At 53.2% G+C, this 698-nt stretch carries 1 protein-coding gene; it reads left to right on the top strand.

Annotation, left to right across the window (positions count from 1 at the left end):
* Positions 1-258 precede the first annotated feature (258 nt).
* Positions 259-588, top strand: coding sequence for an antibiotic biosynthesis monooxygenase family protein (locus tag AC1DYI_RS37650; protein WP_477209151.1), 330 nt, complete (start codon positions 259-261; stop codon positions 586-588).
* Positions 589-698: the final 110 nt, after the last annotated feature.

Below are 698 nucleotides of genomic sequence, written 5' to 3'. Positions count from 1 at the left end.
GCGAACGAGTACGCATCACTCAAGGCCAACGAGTTACGCGGGTTTTCAGGCCATTGGCTTGTCTTCTACTTCATGCCTTTTGCCTACTTCGCGTTCTGCAAGAAATCTAACCCTTCAGTCGAGGCGACGTCTTGCGGCAAGCCGCAAGCCGCGCCTCACCTCAAACGTTAGGCCCTTCGTGAAAACACATGTTCACTTACTTTGACCACTCGAAGTCAAGTGATACTTCCTATCCCCGCTCCATCTTTCAGGTCAGATATGTATTCGTCCACATTCATCTTTGCCAAGGGCCAGTTTGATGAGGCATTCCATCGATTGGATCAAGAGATCGCAGCCATGGCAAAGTCGATCCCTGGCTACTTGGGCGAAGAGTCCTGGGAAAACGCTGAAACTGGCTTGGTTTCCAATGTGTACTACTGGGAGTCACTGGAGGCCTTGCAACAGCTGGTCACGCATCCCCTTCATCTCAAAGCAAAGGCTGCGCAGGGCGATTGGCTCGCGGGCTATCAAGTCATTGTTTCCCAAGTCCTCCGCACGTATGGTGACTCCAAGATCAGTCAATTCCTACCAGCAGCGGTATCGGCCTAACCCCTCCGTCAAGGGGACGTCTTGCGGCAAGCCGCAATCCGCCCCTTACGTCGAACGTTAGACGCCTCATGGAAAGCGCAGATCTCAACATCGCCGAGATTCCATACGAG

The sequence above is a fragment of the Ideonella sp. P3_A4 genome, assembly GCF_056403075.1.
This window is presented reverse-complemented; position numbering and strand designations above follow the sequence as displayed.

Bases quoted from the DNA above. Each gene is read 5' to 3' on its own strand.
- AC1DYI_RS37650 (WP_477209151.1), top strand. From the start codon at position 259: ATGTATTCGTCCACATTCATCTTTGCCAAGGGCCAGTTTGATGAGGCA.